This is a genomic window from Pseudoneobacillus rhizolycopersici (genome assembly GCF_054786815.1).
In genome coordinates this window covers 37623-55212 of the sequence record NZ_JBTOOE010000009.1, presented here as the reverse complement: position 1 = coordinate 55212, position 17590 = coordinate 37623, and the positions used below count along the sequence as shown (strand labels likewise).

Sequence of the window (17590 nt, the reverse complement as noted above, 5' to 3'; positions counted from 1 at the left end):
CCAATCTAGGAGGGAAATCATGAAAAAGACGTTGTCGGTTATGATGATTACGGGTATGTTGGCTAGTGCCACGCCGGTGATTATGCCAGTTAATGAGGTAAGTGCTGCTTCCGCGGTGAATCAAAATGTGAAAGCTACTACTCTAGATTTGCTAGTGGACGGTTTGGCCGTGAAAATTCCAGCAATTAAAGTCGATAGTGTTATTCTATTTTCTCTAAGGGATCTATCAAAATCCTTAAAGATGCCATTTACATATGACGCGAAAACAAAAACTTATACTGTAACAGGCAATGGGAAGCAGGTCATTTTTAAAAGAGATGCAGATAGCATAAATGAAATGGATTTAGCCGCACCGATTACGGTGTATAACAATAGAACGTATCTTGATTTAGAACCACTTGTTGCCGCATTAGGCGGAGACGTTATCCAAAATGAGGCGGCAAAAACAACATTTGTAGCCACAAAGGGATTAACGGAGGGAACTTTCACCAACGCAAAGTGGCTTAACAACAACCAAATTCTTGCCACCAACGAAGAAGGAAATGTAATCATTTTAGACGCAAATACCCGTAAGGTAACCAAAAACTTTGGTACTGCTGAACTAGTATCGTCTCCTAATGGTAAGCAAGGAATTTATGCAGATGATAATGGCTTTGTATTTTTACTAGATTACGAGACTGGTAAGACGACACAAGTAAGCCAGGATGAGTCATTTAAAGCGGAATTTAAATGGTCTACAGATAGTTCAAAGGTGTATTTTTTCCAAGGTGACAAAAACGAAATTATTTCAGTTATCACATTGGCTGACGGTAAAATCACCAAACTTCTCGACGATAAAGTCGAATATAAAACAGACCTAGTCGTTTCAACCGATGGTAGCAAGGTTCTTTATTCAGCTGCGAAGCAAGCTGTAACGAAGTTCACTGATGATAAAAATACCGATGTCGATTCTATCATTACCGAGGGAACTGAACCGCAAATCTTTTCCTTCGATTTAACAGCAAAAGACGCAAAGCCAGTTGCGATGACGGTTTCAAAGGAAAATAAGTTCTTTACAACTCTTCTATCAAATGGAAATGTTCTTTATCTAGCAGAAAACGTTGACAATGAGGATGCCTTACCAACGCTAAACCTCATCGCGGCAGATGGTAAAACATCGACCATCGTTCAGGCGAAACAAATCGAGGCGATTAAAGCGACGGCAAACAGCGCTGTTTACCTCCTTGTTACTGAGGAAAATGGATCAACCACTGTCTACAAGCTGGACGTCACAACCGGCAAACTTGAAACAAAACTTAACACCGAAGAAGAAATTGCTGACTTCGATGTAACGAACGACGAAAAGCAAATCGTGGTGACAGGCACTGACGGAACGATTCACATCGTGAAAAATGGTCATTTAGAAGCTTTAACAAAAAATTAATGGGGAGAGATTAATATGAAAAAATGGTTATTAGTCATCGTTTCTTTTGCTTTTGTTTTCGGTATTACTTTTGGTGCTGGGGAATCAACTGCAAGCGCTAAATCACTTTCAGGTAAAATTGTTGTCGCAGGTTCAACGGCTTTACTTCCTTTAACCCAACAGGCGGCAAAGGAATTTAAAAAAGAAAACCGCAAGGTGACGATTTCTGTATCTGGATCATCTTCCATTGCTGGTCCACAATCTGTCTTAAAGGGTTCTGCGACAATTGGAGCAGCTGACTGGGATGCGACTAAACCAGTTCCAGGATTTAAAGCGTTTGAAGGGCTAGTTTCTTATAAAATTGCTGTTATTCCGTTCGCAACCATTGTTCATAAGGATAACAAAGTGAAAAACTTAACGACAAAACAATTGCAAGATATTTTTACCGGAAAAATTAAGAACTGGAAGGAAGTTGGCGGAGACGACGCTGAAATCGTAGTTGTCACTCGTTCAGTTGGTTCTGGAACACGCGTTAATTATATTGAAAAAGCTTTAGATGGTGTTGACATTAACGATAAGGCATCAAACGTTGTAAAAGCTGGTAAAAGCGGTGAAATGGTCACAAAAGTACAAGAAAACAAAAACGCGATTGGATATGTAGATCTTCCATACGTTAAGGGTAACATTAAAGCAGTTGATTTTAATGGCGTTGCTGCAACTGTTGAGAACATCAAAAACGGTAAGTACGGTGTTTGGGGCTATGGCTACCTGTTAACGAAGGGTGAAGCAAAGGGTGCTGATAAAGCGTTCATCGAGTACATCCAATCGGCTAAATTCCAAAAGAACGTAGCCGCGAAGCTAAAGTTTATTCCTCTTAGTGAAATGAAGTAAATTAAATTAGTGAAATGAAGTAAATTAAAGCATTGGACCCGGCCAGTCCCTTACCTTTTGGGGCTGGTCTTTAGGAGGTTTTTATGGGAAAAATAATCGGCCAAATCGAGGCGGGTCTCCATCAGGAACGACATGTGAAACCAAGCAATGGGCAATCCGTGCGCTTCGGAAATCAATTATTTCGCTTTTATAGCTTATTAAGCGTGCTATTATTAGGATTTATTTTATTGATGATTTTATTTTTTATCGGAAAGACCGGTGTGTTGGTTTTTAAAGAGGTGTCTGTGGCAGATTTCTTTTTCTCATTAGAATGGGAGCCATATGAAGACAAGTTTGGCGCGGGTGTGTTTATCCTCGGGACGTTTGCGTTAACGGGGTTAGCCCTGTTGTTTGCCGTGCCAATCTCACTGTTGGTGGCGATTTTTTCAGCAGAAATTGCCCCGGTTTGGTTGAAAAATATAATGAAGCCAACATTGGATCTGTTGGTGGGGATTCCTTCAATCGTGTACGGATATTTAGGAATTACGATTTTAGTGCCATTTATCCGGGATGTGACCGGGGCACCGATTGGTGATGGGCTGTTAGCGGCAGCATTGGTGTTGACAATCATGGTGTTGCCGACAATCACAAGGATTAGTGATGATGCGTTGGCGGCCATTCCAAAAGATTTTCGTGAAGCGAGCTATGCGCTTGGCAGTACGCGCTTTCAAATGATTTTCCGCGTATTGTTACCTGCAGCGAAACAGGGAATTATCACAGCGGTGATTTTAGGAATGGCACGGGCGATCGGTGAAACGATGGCGGTGGTAATGGTCATCGGAAATACAGCGATTTTGCCAGCTAATTTAGTGTCACCAACGTCCGTTTTAACAAGTAATATCGTCTTGGAAATTTTGAATGTTCAGTACGATTCCACTTGGAATTACGCGCTTTACATGATGGCGTTTTTACTTTTACTAGTTTCATTACTGTTAATCTTTATTATCCGCAAGCTGCGGGCTAAGGGAGTTTAGGACATGGGAGATTCACTGTTTCATCAACACCGACGGGAAAGTAAGCTCGGTTTTATCGTCGATAAGCTTTGGACCGGTTTGTTTTGGGTCGGCTCGTTGTTGGTCATGTTTTTGATCTGTTGCTTATTGTATTTGCTTTTGTCGAAGGGCTTAAAGCTGATGTCATGGGACTTTTTAGTGGGTGTCCCCGATGAAGTTGAAGCAGGAGGAGGGATTGGACCGTTCCTGTTCAATTCGTTTTATGTGTTGCTGCTTTCGCTTTTCATTTCAATACCAATCGGTGTTGGAGCGGGTATTTACCTAGCTGAATATGCTCCTGTGAACCGGTTCACCGAGCTTGTCCGAACATGTGTTGAAGGGTTGGCTTCGGTTCCATCTATTGTCATTGGCTTATTCGGTTATGTGATGTTTGTTGATTATTTTGAAATAGGTTTAACAATCATCGGGGCAGCCGTGACGCTAGCGATTCTGAATTTACCCATTTTAACACGGGTAACCGAGGAAGCGATCTCGATGGTTCCTGGGGAATTGCGGGAAGCTTCATTAGCTTTAGGGGCGACGAAGGCGCAAACGATTATTCGAGTGGTTTTACCGACCGCAATGGACGGTATCTTGACGGGAATTAGCTTAACCGCCTGCCGAGCATTTGGGGAATCGGCTGTTATTCTGTTGGCAGGAGGAACGAGTACATCAGGCATCATGTGGGATTTCGGGTTGCTCTCTCAAGGTGGTACCTTACCTGTCCACCTCTGGTACATCCAATCCGAAGCCTTAGTACCAGATGCCAAACAAATCGCCGACAAATCCGCCGCCCTCATGGTTCTAATCATCCTACTCATCAGCCTAACCATCCGACTACCAATCTGGCTACGCGGAAAAAAAATATAACGCTTTAACGCTTTAAAGGATGTGGGGACTGTCCCCGAGTTTTTTAAAACACTAAAGCGCTAAAGCGTTTTAGTGTTTTAAAAAATATACATCCTTTAAAGCGCTAAAGCGTTTTTAAATATTTGGAATTAAATGTTAAGAATTTCTTAAGATTTGTGCTGGGTGTTTCTTCATTTTTGTTGAGTAGGATTGAGTTATACAATCCGAAGTGGGAAGAGTGGAGGAACAAGGGATGGATTTAGGAAGTGTTATCGAGTTTATTCAGGGGCATGGTTATATTGCGCTGTTTTTTTCGTTTTATGTTTGTTTACTAGGGCTACCAGTTCCAAATGAGGTGCTCGTGATGACGGGTGGGCTGCTTTCAACGACTGACTATTTTCATCCGGTTTTGACCTTTCTTGTTGTTTATTTGACGGTTATTCTTAACGCGACCATTTTATACGTTATTGGTCGGACAGTAGGAAACCGACTGGTCAGTAAAATGGCAAAATACGAAAGAGTAAACCGAAATCTTACAAAGGCAACCGCCATCATTCATCGTTACGGCGCCTTCGCTGCATCGATTTGTTACTTGCTCCCGGTCGTTCGCCATTTCATTCCGTTCCTGATGGGAGCCAATCGTTACCCCTACCACATCTTTGCCCGCTACTCTTATTCTTTCGGATGCATCTGGACGATAGCCCTATTTACTGTAGGCAGACTTTTTTGTACAAAAATTAATGATATTGGGGAAAATCTATCTACGATAGGTGTGATTCTACTTTTTCTAATCATGGCTGGACTGCTTGTTCTCATCATTAAAAAGCATCTCGTGAAACATAACGTAAGGCAAAAGACGGTCAATCAAACGTTTGAATGAAACCCTCTCATGGCTCCTGCCTACACAAACTGGTTTGGGAAACGGACAGAAGGCGATTTTTCTTGCTATACTCTAATGGAAAAACAATTCCATTACATTGAGAGAAGGGGTTCCTATGAACGAAATTGGACAGAAAATTAGCGATTTAGATACTCCTACCTTGTTACTAAATCTTGATAAACTTAAGCAAAACCTAGCTGAGATGGCCGAGTTTGCCAAAGCCCACAATGTCCAGCTCCGCCCCCATATAAAAACCCACAAGTCTGCCAAAATTGCGCAAATGCAGCTAGACAGTGGGGCAATCGGAATTACTACCGCAAAAATTGGCGAAGCAGAAGTAATGGCAGCAGCGGGGATTAATGATATTCTAATTGCCTACCCGATTTCAAGTCCGCAAAAGATTGAAAGGCTCTTACAGCTGTTAAAAAAGGGCGTGCAACTCAAAGTGGCGGTCGATAGTTTGGAGCAAATGAAGTTTTTGCAACGAGGATTAGAAAGCAGTCCGTACCAATTAGAGGTTTGGATTAAGGTAAACTCAGGACTGAACCGTTGTGGAGTCGAGCCTGGAATGGCTGCAGCAGACCTTGCTCAAGCGACATTGTTTTTATCAAAACTAAAATTGGGCGGCATCTTTACCCATGCCGGCCAGTCGTATGCGGCAACATCGCTAAGAGAGGTTCACGAGATGGCCGAAAGAGAAGCGGAGGCAGTCATCGAAAGTGCCAGGGAATGCGAACGGCGCGGGATTCCAATACCGGTAAGGAGTGTCGGGTCAACGCCGACCTATAAAATCTCCGGTGCGGTGAAGGGAATAACCGAGGTTCGGCCAGGAAATGCCGCCTTTTTTGACGCGATTCAGGTCGGTTTGGGCACGACGGTACATGATCGTTGTGCGCTGACTTTGTTGGCGTCAGTTGTTGGCAAGTACCCTGACCGAATTGTTTTTGACACTGGCAGCAAGTCGTTGAATCTGGACAAAGGTGCCCATGGAAACAACACAGTTCAAGGATTTGGCCATGTTATCGGCCATCCTGAAATCGCGATCCAACGCTTGTCGGAGGAGCATGGTGTCGCCACTTTTAACGGAGAGACGGGAATCGCCTTAACGGATAAGGTGCAAATCATTCCGAATCATGCTTGTACCGTTGCGAATTTATTTGATCAATATGTGTTTCATCAGGACGGTGTAGTCGTAGATATATGGCCGGTCGATGCGCGTGGAAGATTACGGTGAAACTTTTTCGGGTAAAATGGTGCCCAAACTGTGAAAAAGTTTGATATAAGGTCGGAATCGTTTGATATCTGTTCGAAATGGTTTGATATCTTATTAAAATCGTTTGATATCGGTCCAATAAAGTTTGATAAAAGTTTGATACCTATCCCGACCTATCCAAACAAGAAAACGAACCCCGACCTAGAGGGTTCGTTTTCTCTTTTTATACATCCCTTTTTTATTTTTCAGAGCAAAAGCCATGGCATTGCGTACTTTTTGATATATTGGGTGTATATTTTAGTGTCTGATATTGTTGTTATTTGGCATTTGCATTTGCGGATTTTGGTTCATTGTCATTGGTGGTGTGCCTTGGGCTGGTCCAAATGAGTTTAGAATCTGAGTCATATCCTCTTGAGCCAATTGTGGCACTTGGTAATAATGATGCTTGTTTTGATAAATAGAGAGCTCATACGCCATTTCTATGCAGTTTGGCACAGAATCAGCAAGCACGCGACGGACAACAGGATTGGTTGTTTCCAAGGCTGCCATGGTTTTGTGGGAAGCACTTGCTTTACAAGCGTTTAGCATAGAACTAGAAATAAATTCATCCGAAATTTCCATTGGGGATGTCCAAGGCTTTTTCGGCTGAGTCGGTGTAAGACCATAAACAAAGTCATTTCCTTGTGTCATATTATAGGAAGAAGTTGGATGAGATGGGTCTTTACCTGTTTGGAAACATTCTAAAGTAATGTTGTATTCATCTTGAATGAATTGATATTGACGGTCCATAATCGCACTAAGCTCCGGATCCTTCACATGTTGGCGCAATAAGGTATATTGGTTCATTGTTCCAACTGCAGCAGAAAGAACCTCATGAACATCAAACATTTCATGTCCACCGTGATTCATTTGTGGTGGGACATTTCCTGTGTGCATATTTTGGTGAATTTGCCCTTGTTGGTTTTGCATCATAATTGGTTTCCTCCTAATGATCATTTTCAAACCCTTGTTATTTTGTTTCAAAGGGGAAGTGTTATTCATACCAACAATATCCAGATTTGGATGGACAAGCATCATTTCGGATTACATAATAAAACCATAACCATTTTGAAAGCGGGATGATCTAGTATGAAGAAATATCAGATCAATACATATGAAGAAGCGATCGAAGTCATTCAGGAATTAGGCATTCTCCCCCTCGCCAATTTAACGCCACATTATCCTTCGCTCGAAAGTATGACAGCCAAGGAAAACTGGCATAGTGGTACATTAATGGACCCTTGGTTATGGCGGGCAAAGTTTCCCGTAGATGGAGTTGCGGCTTACGGGAAATTTTTGAAAAAGAAGTCCATCCTTATCTCAAGGAAATGGCTCCCATTCGTTTTTACCGTTATAGGAAATAATGACTCCATAGAAGAACGTTATTCTAATGGGCTAGTTTCGCGTGAAGCTTTAGAACTTTATAAAATCATCCATGAAGAAGAAGGCATTGATACAAGAGTTCTTAGGGTGAAAGCAGGGATGAAGGATAAAGATAAAAAGAAACCCTTTGACCAAGCCTTGGTTGAACTCCAGGCCAATATGGACATCGTCGTTTCCGGTACAAAAGCAAAAACAAATGAGTTTGGAGAAGTAAACGGCTGGAGCTCGACTGCATTCGAAACAATCGAAAATTGGGCTGGGCGAAACAAGGTGTCACTGGGAAACATTCGAGTTGAAATGGCAAAGAACGAGCTGAAAGCCCATTTCGAAAAAAATAGCCATCCTGAGGCAATGAAATTTTTCACGAAGCTCTTTAAGCTCTAGTGTAAAAATTTAGGCAAGAAAGGAGAGGTGAAGATTTATGGTAAAAAAAGTTGTCTCTTTCAACCATTGTCATTTATATGCTGACCAAGGTGTTTATTGGCTTGAAGTAACATCCCCGAACGGAAAAATCGAGACGACTGATAAGGTGCATTCTTGGAACGGGGCACTTGCTCTCCTTGAAGCAAACCAGTGGAGTCAATACCAATTGGACCATGTTGAACCTGTCTATTTTGACCTTATTTTCCAAGCAAGGTCCAAAACGACTGGGCCTAGAAAAAACTTTAACGCCCAGCAACGCCTATTAGAAGTGTACAAACGCCTTGAACGCGGAGAAACGGTAGTCGTCAAACAGGCAACTGAGGAGTTTGATATCGGCAGAGTTCAAATTCAACGAGATGTAAAAGCCATCAATGAATACTTGGAGTACAGTAATAAATTAGTGGAATACAATCGTGGTGAAAAAGGCTATCGCCTCAATACAAAAGGTGACTTCTTCACCATCGACGATGCACTATTCGTTCTGCTGCTACTTTATGGATCACGCACTTTAAATAAAGACGAATTGAAAAAATTCTCCGGCAAAATGATTAGTCTTTTTTCCATTGAAGAGCAAATTAAAATTCGTGAGTTTTTCCAAAGCTATCTGTTTCATTATGAAGCGGTACAAGAGCAAAACCTGTTTGAATTATTCTACACATGCTTCCAATCCATCACAGAAAAACGGTTATTGCGGTTCACCTACACCAACAACAGAGGCGAAACGAAAACCCGCGAAGTTCAGCCTTACACCATCACCTACCATGACCGGAAATTTTACTTGCTTGCTAGTAAAAAGGATTCTGAGAATAGTAAACCATTTACATGGCAACTAGACCGGATGGAGGCTTCCGAGGTTTTAAAACAAAAATTCTCCGCGTCTATAAATGTCGGTGAATACATTCATAAAGCGGTGGAAATGCATGGAGGTGAACCACAGAAGGTCCGGATGAAGGTGCGCGATACGAATATCGAGTATTTGAAACGGAACTTTCCAAAGGCACAGGTACAGCCATCAGCAAAAGGAGGCTGGGTTGATGTGCAGGTCGAAGTGCTCGGATACATGGGAATTAAATTATGGATTCTTAAACAGGGGCCGCATGTTGAAGTCGTTGAACCGGCCCAGCTGCGGGAAGAAGTGAAACAGGAAATTTGGGCAATGTATCAAATTTATGCTGAACCAGCATCTAACGAAACTTCTCTAAGCTGATAGGATAATATTAAAATAAAGGCGGTAAAAAATGGCTTATCGGTTGAGTTAATCATTCCTACAGGCACATATGAAGTACTTGTAGAATGATAAGATAAAATGGAAATCGATAAGGGAGTGGTATGGATGCTGGACAAAATGAAGGGCGGTTTAATCGGGCTGGCTTTAGGGGATGCGATGGGAGTGGCAACCGAGTTCATGACTCCTGAACAAATCCAGAAGGAGTACGGGAGAGTGACGAAAATCCTTGGCGGCGGTGTGTTTGGTTTTCAACGAGGCGAAACCTCAGATGATACCGCCATGACGGTCGCTGTCGCAAAAGGGATTATCACTAATTCGGCCGATCCGATAGAGGAGATTGGCAAGCAATTTTTAAAGTGGCGAGCGACGAACCCACCCGATATAGGGATTACGATTTCAAACACATTCTGGAATTACCAAGGGGACTGGTTTCAAGCGGCAAAAGAAACCCATGAGCAGTTAGGTCAAAGTGGTGGCAACGGAACACTGATGCGATGTTTGCCGATTGCTTTCGCCTATTCCAATCTTGAAAAAATCGAAGCCATTACTAGACTTCAGTCGAAAATGACCCACCTAGAGGATTCCGCTGCCGATGCATGTGTCATATATAATCGCATTGCGTTTCGTCTTTTAAATGGAGAGGCTTTAAAATCCTCAATCGAAACGGAAATTAATGGGACCATGTATGACCTCGATTACAGCGAAGAGCCAGACTGTCCGCCTAGCGGATATGTGGTCCACACGCTGAAATGGGTGTTTTATTGGCTGCTAAAATGTAAGACGTTCGAGGAGGTCATTATCGAGGCGACGAATAGAGGGAACGACAGCGACACGATTGCGGCGATTGCTGGAGGATTAAAAGGTCTAGAAGTTGGATTTAGGGAACTTCCATATAAACATGTGTACAGATTGCTAGACGAAAGAATGTTGCAGGATTTGGCTGTCATTCTATACCTGATTAGAGATAAAGACACTACTACTTTACTGGAGCATGCCGATTATTTAGAGGAAATAGACAGAATGACAAGGGAAATGTGGGAGTTGGCTGAGCGGGGGGAGAGACTTGTTCAGTTGGAGAATTTAGCGGAGACCATTTATTCTTATAAGGCTACGTTGCATGATGAGGTGACTGATTTTGATAAAAAAAATCAAAAATGGCAGAATGTTAAGGTTCGTTTTCGACGCTTAGAGCGGTTAGTAGACTTAGGGGCACCGACTGTGATTGTAGCAAATGAGCTCCGTTGGCTTCGAATCGAGGTCGAGCATTTGGTACAAATACATGACGGATTAGAGCCTACCTACACGGCTGAGGAACAAGAGGAGCTTGACTCACTGGCGGAAACGGAAGAAATCATGGAGGAAGAAACGAAACGTCAGGTGGAGGAAATGGAATAGAATTAGTTAGGAGCTTGGGGGAACCCGGCTCCTTTTTGCTGGATTTGGGATTGTGACAAAAACTTTATCGCCGTTACTTAGGAATTTTTAATTAATTTTTAACATTTAAAGGAAAAATAACCATATGAATAGAATAGTAATAATGATAGGGGGGATACCATGAAAATCTTTATTATTGTGCTAGGAATCATTTTAGCAATCGATTTCATTAGAGTGATAATAGGCTTACTGTTTTTCGACCGGTCAGAAAAAGTTTCCTGTAATACCTGTTTACAAAGGGTTGAATCATCACTCATCAAATGCAACTCCTGTGGAACTTTTCTTGAGAAAAAGCAGGTGCGGCAATGGTGGGTTGTTACTTATTTAGAAAATCGGCACTATCGCAGGATGACTAACTATGTGAAAAAAAACAATTTTTGGCGCGGGTAAAGCAAAAAGGAATCAACACGATCTGATTCCTTTTTTTATACCCTTTAATTTGCTCAAGGTGTTGCGTCGCTATTTTCTTCCCATTCCTCTAACTGCCTAAACGCTTGCTCATGGGTAAACTGATTACCCACTAAAACACCTGCCAAAATATACTTTTGGAAGAGCTCTGTTAGGTCTCTTCCTTCTTCGGCGTCTTGGACCGCCTTTTGAACAAGTGGCTGGATATATTGACGCCACTGTTCTGCTAGCGACATTTCTGCGGATTCCTGCCGCAGATTTTTTGTTTCTAACGTTTGTGTATTTTGGATCGTTTCGCGTTGTTCGCCCTCGGCCAGAATGGTTTGATTTTGTTCACTCATTTTTCTGTTCGCCCCTTTTGTTGTCATTTCATCGTTTTCGTCGATAGTAGGTTGCTCATCAGTCTTTCGTATGGTGGATGCTGTCCAATTTAACGTGAATAGATAGTTATATTTGGAAGCGTGCTTGATTTCATCCGTAATAATTTCAAAAAGGATATCGCGCTCTTGCCGTTTAGGTAAGCCACTTCGAATCGTGCGGTATTTTTCGACAGCCTTTAATTCCCCGAATAATGCTTGCTTAATTCCCTCAAGATAGGATGCAGGTGGTGTGAAATTTTCAGTAACATCGCTGGGGAGCTCCTTTTTAGTGAGTTCCTTATAAAGTTGCCTAAACATCCGATTATGTTTGGCCTCGTCATCACGGATGGTGGTGATCATTTCCTTTTCTTCTTGCGTCGGTGCTTCTTGAATCAGAAACTCATAAAAAAGCTGATCCTCTTTTTCACCCTTCACAGCTTCGACAATCAGTTTGATGGATTGCTGCAGCTGCTGATTACTCACATTCGCCATATGTGTGTCTGGTCTATAATGTCTCCAGCCGGCAGTGGTCATAACAAATTCCTCCTCCAAGATTATCCAAATCCATCATATGACAAATACCCCAAAACGTTACTTTAGCGCTTTAAAGCGTGTATATTTTTAAAACACAAAAGCACTTTAGTGCTTTAGTGTTTTAAAAAACTAGGGGACTGTCCCCACATGCTTTAACGTGCTAAAGCATCCCAGTTGACTTTTGGTAGTTTTAGGTTAAATATTAGTTATGAAAAGGAGATGAATGGAAAAATGCCAAAAAGTTTACAGGATACCACAGTATTACATAACGGAGTCAAAATGCCTTGGTTTGGTTTAGGCGTATTTAAAGTGCAGGAAGGCCAAGAGGTGATTGATTCTGTAAAGGCAGCCATCAAAAATGGATACCGTAGCATTGATACGGCTGCCGTCTACAAAAATGAAGAAGGCGTTGGACAGGCGATTCGGGAGTCAGGTGTTCCGCGTGAAGAACTATTTATTACGACAAAGGTCTGGAACTCCGATCAAGGTTATGATTCGACTCTACAAGCTTTTGAAACAAGCTTAGCGAAGTTAGGCTTAGATTATGTAGATTTATATTTAATCCACTGGCCAGGGAAAACCAAATATAAAGAAACGTGGAAAGCACTTGAAAAGCTCTACAAGGATGGACGAGTGCGTGCAATTGGGGTAAGTAACTTTAAAATTCACCATCTGGAGGATTTATTAAAAGAGGCTGAAATTAAACCAATGGTGAACCAAGTTGAATACCATCCGCACTTAACTCAAAAAGATCTACTGGCTTTCTGCCAAAGAGAAGGAATTCAATTAGAGGCTTGGTCACCGCTAAAGCGCGGCGAACTGTTAAATGATTCGACCATTACCTCTATCGCTGAAAAATATCAAAAAACTCCTGCCCAAGTCATTTTACGTTGGGATGTACAAACAGGGGTTGTTACTATTCCGAAATCGATTAATGAACATCGAATCACCGAAAATGCGGACATCTTTGATTTTGAACTGACTGCTGAAGACATCGCTCAAATTGATGCACTCAACAAAGACGAACGAATCGGTCCAGACCCGGACAACATGAGCAACGGATTCACCGAGTAGTGCGCTTAAGCACTCTATTACTTTACCGCTTTAAAGCATGTATATTTTTTAAAACACAAAAGCACTTTAGTGCTTTAGTGTTTTAAAAAACTAGGGGACTGTCCCCACATGCTTTAAAGCGCTAAAGTTATAGGTCTATTTTACTAGAAATATGTCATATTATTGGATTGTTTGTCGAAACTATTTTCAATTTGTAAGTAATTGGTCATAATGGTATTATTCGTAAGTTGACATTTCCGATTGCCGAAGTAAATGAGGTTATGAGAAGATGATTAATCCAACTAATAATGAACTATTAAATCAAATAAATATACTTCGAATGAGAATGATTCAAATTGGTCTCGATAAAGGGCTTACCAACATGGAAACCGTCAATGTTAGTAAGCAACTGGACTATTTAATTTATATCTACCAAGAGCAGAAATTAGTAAATCAAGAGCAGAACCTAGTAAATAAATAAAGCTACCTGACAAACGCTTTAGCACTTTAAAGTACATGGGGACAGTCCCCACATCCTTTAAAGTGTTAAAGTGTTTTACTTTTCAGTTTGGTCGTTTTTATGAGAGAATGGATACACTAACAATTTGGCGCTTGGGGTGTTCGCTTTGTTTATTGTGAATGTAGAGGCTGCGATTTTTAAAGAAGACAAATGGCTAGTTATTTTACGAAGTATGAAAGAAGAACATGCCGGGGGGACACTTTCGCTGGTTGGCGGGAAGGTCGATCGGGATGGAAATCAACTACATATATTAGAGAAAACGGTGAAACGGGAGATTTTTGAAGAGGTTGGCATAGAAGTCAAGGACGAGCTACATTATGTGTACAGCACCTCGTTCGTCAGCGATGATGACTGCCACGTCGTCGATATCGTTTTCCTTTGTGAGCACCAAAGCGGTGAAGCTTTTGCGAAAAGCCCTGATGAGGTGGATGACGTCCTTTGGCTGACCACCGATGAAGCCCTCTTGCACCCGAAAACACCACCTTGGTTAAAAGAAAGCCTCACACGGGCTGCAAAATTACGAGAATCCTTAAATAAGTAGGAAGAAAAATGACCAAAGAGAAACTTCTTGAAACCGATCTTTATCCTCCCATCCGCAACTATTTTAGTAGAAAAGGTTACGATGTTTACGGTGAAGTCGAGCATTGTGATATTGTCGCGGTGAGGGAGGCAGAATTGATTATCATCGAACTTAAGCTTAGCCTGACTGTTGACCTCCTCGTCCAAGCGACGAACAGGCAACGCTTAACCGATCAGGTATATATTGCCATTCCGAAGCCAAAGACGAAGCTCAATTCGAAAAAATGGCATGACCTTTTACACTTAGTTCGTAGGCTGGAGCTTGGCTTGATTGTCGTAAGTTTTTTAAAAAGTGGTGCCAGAACCGATGTTGTGTTTGAGCCAACACCATTTGATCGCGCGAAAAGTAAGCAACGCAACAAAAAGAAAAGGGAACGACTACTTAAGGAAATACATGGGCGGAATGGAGACCATAATATCGGCGGCAGCTCTAAAACGAAGCTGATGACTGCTTATAAGGAGAATTGTATTCAAATCTCTTATTTGCTTGAGCAGCATGGCCCGATGTCCCCAAAAGCGCTCCGTGCCCTAGGGACAGGCGATAAAACCCTATCTATATTGACAAAAAATTATTATGGTTGGTTTGAAAAAGTGGCCAGGGGTGTCTATCGTATCAGCGAAAAAGGCAGACTGGAGCTCGGCAACTTCCCGGAAATTGTTCAATATTACGCAACATCCAGCTTAGCTGAGGATAGCTGAGCTGGATGTTTCTGTTTCGTTGATAAAGTAAAAGTCCACTATTCTAAAAAATGGAACTCCCTCAGAATTCTTTAATTATATTAAAATAATTTTTTCAGGATAGATTGGTCAAAATGTCACTTAACTCCTCACCTTCATAGTCAGCAAAAACGGTTTCAGTTCGTTCTGTTTGCATTCTATTAATCCAAATTGATTTTATCCCAATCGTCTTTGCCCCAAGAATATCGGTCATTAAATTATCACCAATCATGATCGCTTCTTCTTTTTTAACAGATAATAGCTTTAGGCAATGTTCAAATATGGTCACGTCTGGTTTACCAACACCATAGTCACCAGAAATGACAATTTCATCAAAATAGTCAGCCAATCCCGGAAATCCAGCGATTTTTTCTTTTTGGAGATCCGGTGCACCATTGGTTAGTAGCAACAGCCTATACTTTCCTTTTAACGCATCTAGCACTGTTAAAGTATCGTGATATAATATTGGCCGACTCCGCCGTTCGGCTTGAAACATTTCACCCAGTCGCTCACCAAACGGTGGATCATCCACACCCAGTTCCCGCAATCCGGCTGTCCAGGCACCCATCCGATAGCTTGGCGCGATTTTTTCTAAATAACGGAAATAATGATGATTCCCCTCGTTAAAAGTCGCCCATAGTGCTTCGATGGGGTTGATGCCTATTCGTTTAGTGAATTCAAAGGAATCATATGAAGAATATCGCTTCAGCGCTTCGCGGCGAACAGCAATTTCAAGTGCTTCTGGATCAACCCCATATCGACTTTTCGCCAGTAAACAAGTAGCTTCAAAAGCCTCTTGGACACTTTTTTTATCCCAAATAACGGTATCATCTAAATCAAATAGAATCGCTTTTACCAAAATCTCAACTCCCTTTGGCCTAAATGTATCATAAGAGCCACAATCGAAAAAGGATGGTGCCCTGCTGAGCGTCATCCTATCGGGGCGGTTTCATATAGGCTTGTGCGAATATCCCTTCGCCTTCCTGCCATTCTGCTAAAAAAACATCCTTATATTCGTTTAAATTTTGCGATTCTAGTTGAGCTTTTAACCAGTCTTCATCTTTGCCAATTTCGGCTAATTCCTTTTTTAAAAGCTTGCCATCACGGATAAGTGTGACAGGAACATGGATGGTTGGTTTTTCAATTTTTAAATCACCAAGTGTTGGTTCTTTGTATTCGGGCTTTTTTAAAATACTGATGGCACCACTGGGCTCGAGATAGCAATAAGCAACCTGACGAATGGAAAAGGTTTCGCTTTGCCGGAGCATGCTTTGTAGTTGCGTAAGATTCATTCGGCATTTCTTCATCATTTCACGGTCGATGACGCCATTATTAATTAAACAGGCCGGTTTTCCTTGAAAAATACGAAGGAAAAATAATGACTTCCTGCCGATCCATTCGACAACAAACAATAATATTCCCCAAAGGACCATCGCATAGATGATATGAAGAGCGTTAACCTTATTGTCGTAAAGGGCATTTCCTAATAGTTCGCTTAGGACAACCGAGGAAATAAAAGTAAAGGGAGTAATCTGACTGATAATTTTTCGGCCAACAAAATTAATAATGATAAATAATGTGAAAAAACCAACGAGGATTTCTATCGTCAAATTACCAACATTTATCATTTGTTCATCACCTGCCTAATGAAAGATACTTCTACTATCATGCATAGTCGATGGAAGTTTTATGCAGAAATATCGGTTATTTTCAGTCAATAATTCCCTTCTTTATTGTGGCATGATTCATTGCTATAAAAAAATTTATCTACTATACTAGCTAATAATGCGTCAACTATTTTACGACAAAAATAGACATAGGCATAACCGAAGAGGGGATGTTAGGATGAATAAACAAAACCAAAAGGCCTTGGAAGAAGTTTTAGCCGGCAGTAATGAAACAGTAGCGGCGGCTGCGATGACAATGGGTAGTAGGGGGAGAAGCCACCTTACCTGGTTTCCGTTACTCGGTCGATTTTTCAAGTTAAAAATAACATTAATCGTATTTACTAGTTTGCTAATTTTAGTTGCTGGTACGTTTTTATATATAAAAGTTTTTACAGGTAACTCTTCGTTAAGCGAGACAATGAACATTGTCGAAAATGTTCAGGAATTGGCGACGCTCACAACGGCTGAGGCGATGGTGACGACCATTATTAAGGAAGAGGATAATAAACTGTTTAATCACGAAATTAGCTTTGATTTGCCTGGGACGAAGCGGACCTTGCTGCTGATTGTACCAGCCACTGTCTTAGCAGGAGTCGATTTGCAGCAGGTTACAGAGAATGACATCAAAGTCGACGAGGAAAACAAGCTCATCAAGATGACCCTTCCACATGCAACGATGATTGGTGGACCTGCCATCCAAATGGACAAGGTGCAAACCTATTCAGAGGAAGGGCTGTTTCGCAGTGAAGTAAAATGGGACGAAGGCTTCGACCTGGCAGCAAAAGCAAACAGCGCCATTGAAAACGAAGCAACCCAAATGGGCTTATTAGAAAAAGCCGAGGAAAGCGCCACGAAAATCCTAACCAACTTCTTCAACCAACTCGGCTACCAAATCCAAATCCAATTCAACTAACCAAACTAAACTAAACACTTTAGCGCTTTAAAGCATGTATATTTTTTAAAACATTAACGCACTTTAG

The 17590-nt window shown here is 41.6% G+C and carries 19 protein-coding genes; 15 read left to right on the top strand and 4 right to left on the bottom strand.

From position 1 onward, the window contains the following. Positions 1–19: 19 nt before the first annotated feature. The 6 genes from ACX9YW_RS11430 to ACX9YW_RS11405 all read left to right on the top strand — a co-directional run bounded on the left by ACX9YW_RS11430 (position 20) and on the right by ACX9YW_RS11405 (position 6287). Positions 20–1423 carry a stalk domain-containing protein gene (locus ACX9YW_RS11430; RefSeq protein WP_460346402.1) on the top strand — a complete coding sequence of 468 codons (1404 nt, stop codon included), beginning with the start codon at positions 20–22 and terminating at the stop codon, positions 1421–1423. A 15-nt stretch (positions 1424–1438) separates the two neighbouring features. Beyond that, positions 1439–2293, top strand: a complete 855-nt coding sequence (locus ACX9YW_RS11425) for a phosphate ABC transporter substrate-binding protein (RefSeq protein WP_460346400.1) — start codon at positions 1439–1441, stop codon at positions 2291–2293. A gap of 83 nt (positions 2294–2376) precedes the next feature. Further along, entirely contained in the window at positions 2377–3306 is a 930-nt protein-coding gene (gene pstC / locus ACX9YW_RS11420; protein ID WP_460346398.1) for a phosphate ABC transporter permease subunit PstC, read from the top strand. 3 nt (positions 3307–3309) lie between these two features. Then, positions 3310–4194, top strand: coding sequence for a phosphate ABC transporter permease PstA (gene pstA, locus ACX9YW_RS11415; protein WP_460346396.1), 885 nt, complete (start codon positions 3310–3312; stop codon positions 4192–4194). Positions 4195–4426: 232 nt separating this feature from the next. Beyond that, complete coding sequence (locus ACX9YW_RS11410; protein ID WP_460346394.1) at positions 4427–5053, top strand: DedA family protein; 627 nt, start codon at positions 4427–4429, stop codon at positions 5051–5053. Between the two features lie 115 nt (positions 5054–5168). Then, a complete protein-coding gene (locus tag ACX9YW_RS11405) occupies positions 5169–6287 on the top strand; it encodes a D-TA family PLP-dependent enzyme (RefSeq protein ID WP_460346392.1) in 1119 nt (372 codons plus the stop codon). Positions 6288–6563: 276 nt separating this feature from the next. Here ACX9YW_RS11405 and ACX9YW_RS11400 read toward each other — a convergent pair whose 3' ends face one another. Beyond that, entirely contained in the window at positions 6564–7235 is a 672-nt protein-coding gene (locus ACX9YW_RS11400; protein WP_460346578.1) for a spore coat protein, read from the bottom strand. A 159-nt stretch (positions 7236–7394) separates the two neighbouring features. Here ACX9YW_RS11400 and ACX9YW_RS11395 point away from each other — a divergent pair, with 159 nt between their 5' ends. From ACX9YW_RS11395 to ACX9YW_RS11380, 4 genes are all read left to right on the top strand, one after another. After that, positions 7395–8072 (top strand): AlkZ-related protein, encoded by a 678-nt coding sequence (locus ACX9YW_RS11395; protein ID WP_460346390.1) that lies wholly within the window; start codon positions 7395–7397, stop codon positions 8070–8072. A 37-nt stretch (positions 8073–8109) separates the two neighbouring features. Beyond that, entirely contained in the window at positions 8110–9318 is a 1209-nt protein-coding gene (locus tag ACX9YW_RS11390) for a helix-turn-helix transcriptional regulator (protein ID WP_460346388.1), read from the top strand. Positions 9319–9444: 126 nt separating this feature from the next. Next, positions 9445–10734, top strand: coding sequence for an ADP-ribosylglycohydrolase family protein (locus tag ACX9YW_RS11385; RefSeq protein ID WP_460346386.1), 1290 nt, complete (start codon positions 9445–9447; stop codon positions 10732–10734). A gap of 159 nt (positions 10735–10893) precedes the next feature. Next, a complete protein-coding gene (locus tag ACX9YW_RS11380; RefSeq protein ID WP_460346384.1) occupies positions 10894–11163 on the top strand; it encodes a hypothetical protein in 270 nt (89 codons plus the stop codon). A gap of 53 nt (positions 11164–11216) precedes the next feature. On the opposite strand, the gene ACX9YW_RS11375 is transcribed toward ACX9YW_RS11380, so the two are convergent. Then, positions 11217–12074: a ferritin family protein gene (locus ACX9YW_RS11375; protein WP_460346382.1), complete on the bottom strand. Its 858-nt coding sequence runs from the start codon at positions 12072–12074 to the stop codon at positions 11217–11219. 231 nt (positions 12075–12305) lie between these two features. Between ACX9YW_RS11375 and pgoN the strand changes: the two genes are divergently transcribed. From pgoN to ACX9YW_RS11355, 4 genes are all read left to right on the top strand, one after another. After that, positions 12306–13148, top strand: coding sequence for a glyoxal/methylglyoxal reductase (pgoN, locus tag ACX9YW_RS11370; RefSeq protein ID WP_460346379.1), 843 nt, complete (start codon positions 12306–12308; stop codon positions 13146–13148). 268 nt (positions 13149–13416) lie between these two features. Then, complete coding sequence (locus tag ACX9YW_RS11365; protein ID WP_460346377.1) at positions 13417–13608, top strand: aspartyl-phosphate phosphatase Spo0E family protein; 192 nt, start codon at positions 13417–13419, stop codon at positions 13606–13608. Positions 13609–13753: 145 nt separating this feature from the next. Beyond that, the gene (locus ACX9YW_RS11360; RefSeq protein ID WP_460346375.1) at positions 13754–14188 is read left to right on the top strand and encodes an NUDIX hydrolase; all 435 of its coding nucleotides are present in this window, start codon (positions 13754–13756) and stop codon (positions 14186–14188) included. A gap of 8 nt (positions 14189–14196) precedes the next feature. After that, complete coding sequence (locus ACX9YW_RS11355; protein ID WP_460346373.1) at positions 14197–14925, top strand: DUF2161 domain-containing phosphodiesterase; 729 nt, start codon at positions 14197–14199, stop codon at positions 14923–14925. A gap of 94 nt (positions 14926–15019) precedes the next feature. Here ACX9YW_RS11355 and ACX9YW_RS11350 read toward each other — a convergent pair whose 3' ends face one another. Both ACX9YW_RS11350 and ACX9YW_RS11345 read right to left on the bottom strand, forming a co-directional pair. Continuing rightward, positions 15020–15805 (bottom strand): HAD family hydrolase, encoded by a 786-nt coding sequence (locus ACX9YW_RS11350; protein WP_460346576.1) that lies wholly within the window; start codon positions 15803–15805, stop codon positions 15020–15022. Positions 15806–15878: 73 nt separating this feature from the next. Further along, positions 15879–16571, bottom strand: coding sequence for a DUF421 domain-containing protein (locus tag ACX9YW_RS11345; RefSeq protein WP_460346371.1), 693 nt, complete (start codon positions 16569–16571; stop codon positions 15879–15881). Between the two features lie 217 nt (positions 16572–16788). On the opposite strand from ACX9YW_RS11345, the gene ACX9YW_RS11340 reads away from it, so the two are divergent. Then, the gene (locus ACX9YW_RS11340) at positions 16789–17523 is read left to right on the top strand and encodes a DUF4230 domain-containing protein (RefSeq protein WP_460346369.1); all 735 of its coding nucleotides are present in this window, start codon (positions 16789–16791) and stop codon (positions 17521–17523) included. The last annotated feature ends 67 nt before the right edge of the window (positions 17524–17590 follow it).

Excerpts from the sequence above, each read along its gene's own strand:
- ACX9YW_RS11385 (WP_460346386.1), top strand. The coding sequence starts at position 9,445 with ATGCTGGACAAAATGAAGGGCGGTTTAATCGGGCTGGCTTTAGGGGAT.
- ACX9YW_RS11380 (WP_460346384.1), top strand. The coding sequence starts at position 10,894 with ATGAAAATCTTTATTATTGTGCTAGGAATCATTTTAGCAATCGATTTC.
- pstA (WP_460346396.1), top strand. The coding sequence starts at position 3,310 with ATGGGAGATTCACTGTTTCATCAACACCGACGGGAAAGTAAGCTCGGT.
- ACX9YW_RS11410 (WP_460346394.1), top strand. The coding sequence starts at position 4,427 with ATGGATTTAGGAAGTGTTATCGAGTTTATTCAGGGGCATGGTTATATT.
- ACX9YW_RS11405 (WP_460346392.1), top strand. The coding sequence starts at position 5,169 with ATGAACGAAATTGGACAGAAAATTAGCGATTTAGATACTCCTACCTTG.
- ACX9YW_RS11365 (WP_460346377.1), top strand. The coding sequence starts at position 13,417 with ATGATTAATCCAACTAATAATGAACTATTAAATCAAATAAATATACTT.
- ACX9YW_RS11340 (WP_460346369.1), top strand. The coding sequence starts at position 16,789 with ATGAATAAACAAAACCAAAAGGCCTTGGAAGAAGTTTTAGCCGGCAGT.
- ACX9YW_RS11390 (WP_460346388.1), top strand. The coding sequence starts at position 8,110 with ATGGTAAAAAAAGTTGTCTCTTTCAACCATTGTCATTTATATGCTGAC.
- ACX9YW_RS11430 (WP_460346402.1), top strand. The coding sequence starts at position 20 with ATGAAAAAGACGTTGTCGGTTATGATGATTACGGGTATGTTGGCTAGT.
- pgoN (WP_460346379.1), top strand. The coding sequence starts at position 12,306 with ATGCCAAAAAGTTTACAGGATACCACAGTATTACATAACGGAGTCAAA.
- ACX9YW_RS11355 (WP_460346373.1), top strand. The coding sequence starts at position 14,197 with ATGACCAAAGAGAAACTTCTTGAAACCGATCTTTATCCTCCCATCCGC.
- ACX9YW_RS11425 (WP_460346400.1), top strand. The coding sequence starts at position 1,439 with ATGAAAAAATGGTTATTAGTCATCGTTTCTTTTGCTTTTGTTTTCGGT.
- pstC (WP_460346398.1), top strand. The coding sequence starts at position 2,377 with ATGGGAAAAATAATCGGCCAAATCGAGGCGGGTCTCCATCAGGAACGA.
- ACX9YW_RS11395 (WP_460346390.1), top strand. The coding sequence starts at position 7,395 with ATGAAGAAATATCAGATCAATACATATGAAGAAGCGATCGAAGTCATT.
- ACX9YW_RS11400 (WP_460346578.1), bottom strand. The coding sequence starts at position 7,235 with ATGCAAAACCAACAAGGGCAAATTCACCAAAATATGCACACAGGAAAT.
- ACX9YW_RS11345 (WP_460346371.1), bottom strand. The coding sequence starts at position 16,571 with ATGATAAATGTTGGTAATTTGACGATAGAAATCCTCGTTGGTTTTTTC.
- ACX9YW_RS11375 (WP_460346382.1), bottom strand. The coding sequence starts at position 12,074 with ATGACCACTGCCGGCTGGAGACATTATAGACCAGACACACATATGGCG.